The sequence below is a fragment of the Nonomuraea recticatena genome (assembly GCF_039533245.1).
Taxonomy (GTDB): Bacteria; Actinomycetota; Actinomycetes; order Streptosporangiales; family Streptosporangiaceae; genus Nonomuraea; species Nonomuraea roseola.
Window position 1 is genome coordinate 1 of record NZ_BAAATE010000089.1, and the last position, 4,502, is coordinate 4,502.

Annotated in this window: 3 protein-coding genes and 2 pseudogenes; 4 read left to right on the plus strand and 1 reads right to left on the minus strand. The window is 61.6% G+C overall.

Annotated elements, in window-relative coordinates; genetic code table 11:
• The first annotated feature begins 306 nt into the window (after positions 1 to 306).
• From ABFX50_RS50300 to ABFX50_RS51760, 4 genes and pseudogenes are all read left to right on the plus strand, one after another.
• Positions 307 to 633, plus strand: coding sequence for a DUF6355 family natural product biosynthesis protein (locus ABFX50_RS50300; RefSeq protein WP_346158347.1), 327 nt, complete (start codon positions 307 to 309; stop codon positions 631 to 633).
• Between the two features lie 448 nt (positions 634 to 1,081).
• Positions 1,082 to 1,396, plus strand: coding sequence for a DUF6355 family natural product biosynthesis protein (locus ABFX50_RS51755; protein WP_379506979.1), 315 nt, complete (start codon positions 1,082 to 1,084; stop codon positions 1,394 to 1,396).
• A 406-nt stretch (positions 1,397 to 1,802) separates the two neighbouring features.
• Positions 1,803 to 2,990 carry a chymotrypsin family serine protease gene (locus tag ABFX50_RS50305; protein ID WP_346158349.1) on the plus strand — a complete coding sequence of 396 codons (1,188 nt, stop codon included), beginning with the start codon at positions 1,803 to 1,805 and terminating at the stop codon, positions 2,988 to 2,990.
• Between the two features lie 615 nt (positions 2,991 to 3,605).
• A pseudogene (locus tag ABFX50_RS51760) lies at positions 3,606 to 4,066 on the plus strand (transposase); the annotation flags it as partial.
• A 349-nt stretch (positions 4,067 to 4,415) separates the two neighbouring features.
• On the opposite strand, the pseudogene ABFX50_RS50315 reads toward ABFX50_RS51760, so the two are convergent.
• A pseudogene (locus ABFX50_RS50315) lies at positions 4,416 to 4,502 on the minus strand (IS5/IS1182 family transposase); the annotation flags it as partial.

The window sequence follows — 4,502 nt, forward strand, 5'->3', positions numbered from 1 at the left end:
TCGACTCACGCCCGTCCAGCAGCAACCCACGCAGGTACGTCACCCCCTTTGACCCGCTGATCCGAGCGGGCCGGGCGCGAACATCTCCGTGGCGAACACCTCGAGGCGTCGCCGCACAACCGACCCTCGCACCGCGCCCGTCTCACACTGTTTGCCAGGAACGGGATGGCGGTATTTCGTTGCAATTTGGCGAGATTCGATCTTGAGCTTGCAGCGCGGCTCGACTGTGATTGCTAGCACCCCTCGCTCTCAGGAAGACGTTAGCGTCCGACTGTCAGATCTTCGATTATACAAGGAGAATATAGAGTGAATATTCGCATGTTAGCCATCGCCGCTTCTGTCGCCCTGGGCTTCAGCTTGGTAATGCCTACAGCTCAGGCGAAGACGACGGTTCACGGATTCAACTCGGTTCAGAGTGGAATCACGGCACAGTGCGGCTTCCACACGGAATGGGTTCTCGGCAGCCACGAGGCCCATTATTTGCACTGCACCAACCAGCCGTACGCAGTTTGGGTCGAAGTAGATTGGCGCTATAAGCCCAACGAGCTCAAGTGTGTGCAACCGAATCAGGACGCATATCTCGGCCTCTATGATTTTGTGGGCAACGCGTGGTACACAGGACGTCTTTGTTGATCGGAACGGTTACGCTGAGCCGGTGATCGATACAGCCGAGGACGCTCGGGCGCATTATCCGCTAAGTGAGTGCGGCTCGACCTTATGCCGGGCAGTTACCTCACCAACCTGTCGGGACCCAATGACAAAAGGCCTGCTGATCTCTGTCAAGCTCTTGGGACTGACATTCCTGCGCCCGCCGATCTCGGCCCTATTCCAAGCGTAAGGCTTAAATAGAATCTATGCCATGACGTCTTATGTGGGACTCGTGAGATGGCTTGAGCTAATACGCCTAAACATCGCCAGGCCGCTCACATGGCTCCATCGCGACTATCTCAACAGCTGCGACTCCGAGTCATATCTTGGTTTAGCAAGATAAGTCGAAACTGACTTCATCGATTCAGTTTAGAAAAATGGCCAGACTGGTCAAGTCTCTCCCGGGGCATAGAAACGAGGAACTGGTATGCGTATGCACAAGTCGGCTGTCATTGCCGCCACCGTAGCAATCCTAGGTGTACTAGCTCCTGCGGCGCAGGCGCACGCGCCGAGCGGCGAGGGTCGGACTGCTGAGGCGGCCACTCCATGCGGCTTCCACACAACTACAGGGCTGTACCCTAACCAGGCCCATTATATGCACTGCACGCAGGAGCCGTACGCGGTAAAGGTGACCGTAGACTACTTCGTTGGGAACGATGGCGAAATTTGCGTTCAGGCGAATGCCGATGCTTTTCTCGGGTATGTCTACGAGGTTGCAAATGCCTATTATAACGGGCGGCTTTGTTGAGCGGAGCTTACGCCAGGGCGCATTCGGCAGCCGGCCGGACCACCGCGACCATTGGCAAGTTTCGACCAGGGGCGTGCCGTCGGCCAGGGCCAGTGCGACGGACCACGGCTCACCGCCCCAGCATGCGGCGGGAGTTTTGCGAATAGTGGCTCTTCTTCCGCTCGTCGGCCGTCCCCGCTGTTGACATTGTCCGCGGAGCGGACGTCATCGAACTCGAGCAATACCCCCTGAATCCTAAGCAGCGCGACCTTCTGATTGTTGGTGGACCATCAGGGAGAGCGCACTAGGCCTCGGCCGGCTGGTTCGGGTAGGTCACCTGTGGCACCAGGCTGAACGCCGCTGACAGCAATACATCACCGCTTCATCGGATCAGAAAGAGAAATGGATGAGGTCTCCGGGTTCCCGGATGCTGGTGGCGGCGCTCGCCGTTCTGGTTTCCGCGGTCATGGTCCCGCCTGCTGAGGCGCGGCTGCGTGCGCAGGACGGCAAGCCGATCATCGAGGAGAAGACACCCTTTGGTTACATCCCTGCGGATGTGCGCGAGAAGATGCGGGCTCAGGAACCGCTGACCAAGGCGGCCAGCCTGCTGCGCTGGGAGGTGGAAAACAACGGGCATGCGGGCTACGCCAACATCTCGTTGGAACCGGACGGTGTCGCGCTGCATTGGAAGGGCCAGATCCCGCCCGGGATGAAGACGGCCATGACCCAGGCCGGCCAGCATGCCAAGGTGCGGGTCGTGCCGGCCCGCTACTCCCAGGCCGAGCTGCGCGCGGCCACCGATTCACTCTTCGAGTACATGAAGGAGCATCCGGGCGGCCCGGTCCGCAGCGTCGGGGTCAGCCAGGACGGCAGCGCCATTGAGGTGGGCGTTGTTGACTCCGAAGCGCAGACGAGCACCGCCGACCTGCCCAAGACCGCCATCCCGGTCAAAACCGTACGACGAGCGGCTCCCAAGTTGACCAGCCGACTTTCAGACAGTGCTCCCTACTGGGGCGGCGCCCGTCTTTGGAATCCAGCCAGGCAAACGAAGTGCACCTCAGGCTTCGGCGTCAAGAACAGCGCTGGCACCGAGTTCTTGTTGACCGCCGCCCACTGCTTCACACCTCCGGAGCAAGTCGAAACGTGGACGTGCTGCAGGACTGTCGGCAACGCCACTCACGAGACCTACTGGCATGACCTTCTGCTCGTGCAGACCGACGCAGGAGGAAGAATCTACGACGGAGGGGTGGGAACTGGGGAGTTCTCCAAGAGCGTGTACGGCTGGGACTGGGTCTACAGCGGCGAATATCTGTGCACCTCGGGATCTGTGAGTGGCGTCATCTGCAATTTCACTCAGGGAAACGCATTCACCTTTTCCTATTGCGACTGGGATTCCGACGGAGATTGGACATGCATGAACGATCTGTTGCTCGCGGTTCAGATGGACGGATTGCTAGCAGGCCTAGAGGGTGACAGCGGGGGACCGGTCTTCAGCCTCAGGAACGACGGAGTGATCGCCAAGGGGATCATTTCCGGCCGTAACGATCACGTTCTTATCCACCAGGATTTCGGTACCGCGTGGCGGGATTTCGGTATCGTCCCGATATCCGGCTGACGACAGGCCATCTACTACAGCTGCTTCCGATCAACGCGACTGATCCTCTGAGCCATCACCCTGGACATGACCGTGATCGTGGCCTGGGACAACGATGCGAACCATCGTGACGACCTGTGGTTGGTTGTCAGTGGTTCTCGGCGCTTCGCCATTGATCAGGGTCTCATGTGCCCAAGACGTGCAGCGTCGAAGACACCTCCTCATCGAGAGGGCGCTTTTGCGGAGACGGGACTGTGGGGCACTGGAGCTCCTGATCGACATGGGGACGGAACGGCCGTCGCCGGGCCGAAGGAGTTGATGGTGGGCAAGGCTCCTATCGGGGATACATTCCACCGGTCCGCTGGCAGCAAGCCCCGCCCAGAACCGTGGTCGACAGATCAAACCAAGGACACCCTGGTCAGTCGTAGCGCGGTCAGACCACGGCCCGAGGCGGCACCCTTAAATCCTCACAGTCGTAGCGGGTGGCCACCGTCCGGAAGTTCTTGAGCCAGTTGATCGCCCGCTCAACCACGTTGCGCTTCTTGAGCGATCGGCGTCGAAGCCGGTCGGGCGTCTTCCCCTCGTGCCGCGCCTGCGCCGGTTACCTGTTGGTCACGAGGTTGGAGGACGCCGGCGGCGAAGGGGCTGACCACCGGGGAGATCTCTGCGGACCTGGCGGAGGTATGTGTCGCCGAGGTGTCCAAGGCCGAATGGCAGAACCGGTCGCTGGATCCGGTCCATCCGGTGGTCTTCATCGGCGATCCATGTGAAGCTGCGCGAGGGTCAGGGGCCAACCGGCCCCTCTACACGCCGATGGCGGGCGTGACATCCTCGGCGTGTGGGGGTCGGCGACGGTGGTGGGGGTGCGAACTTTTGGCTGCGCGTGCTGACCGTGATCAAGGACCGTGGCGTCGATGATGTGCCGATGGTGGTCTGCGACGGGCTCAAGGGGCTGCCGCAGGCCACGTCGTTTCCTCAACTCCGACGCCGAGATCGCCGGGTGATCTGCTTGGCCCACGCCATCAAGTCCGTGAACGCGAGGAGCCGGCGGGCGGTCAAGGGCTCGCGGTCACTTTCCCCACGAGCAGGCCGCGCTCGTTCCGGTCGTCGGCGGTCTGGTCCGCTCGCCCCACGCCGCGCCACACACGGCTCCGGAGGGATCACCACGTGCCCCCGGCCGCCGCGTCGGCGACCTCGTCCGCGCCGGCATCGGCCTCACGCACGGCGTTCACCGATTGGTACATGCCGGCGGCCGTGAAGCTGTAGTCCCGCGTGATACGGCCGCCCTCCTCCACCAACGCGCCGGTGAACTCATTCAACGCCGACATCCGCTCGCCTGCCGGCCACCGGCCCGGCACCGGCAAAACCATGAGACAGCCGTCCACAGCTGTGGCGTAGGCTTCCTCACCTCCGGCCATCTGCCTGCCAGCCGACTCAGACGTTGACTCATTTGGTAAGTCGGCGGTAGCAAATGAGGGCTGCAGCGATGGCGACGAAGGATGCGAAATGGTCCGCCCGGCGTTCGTAGCGCCG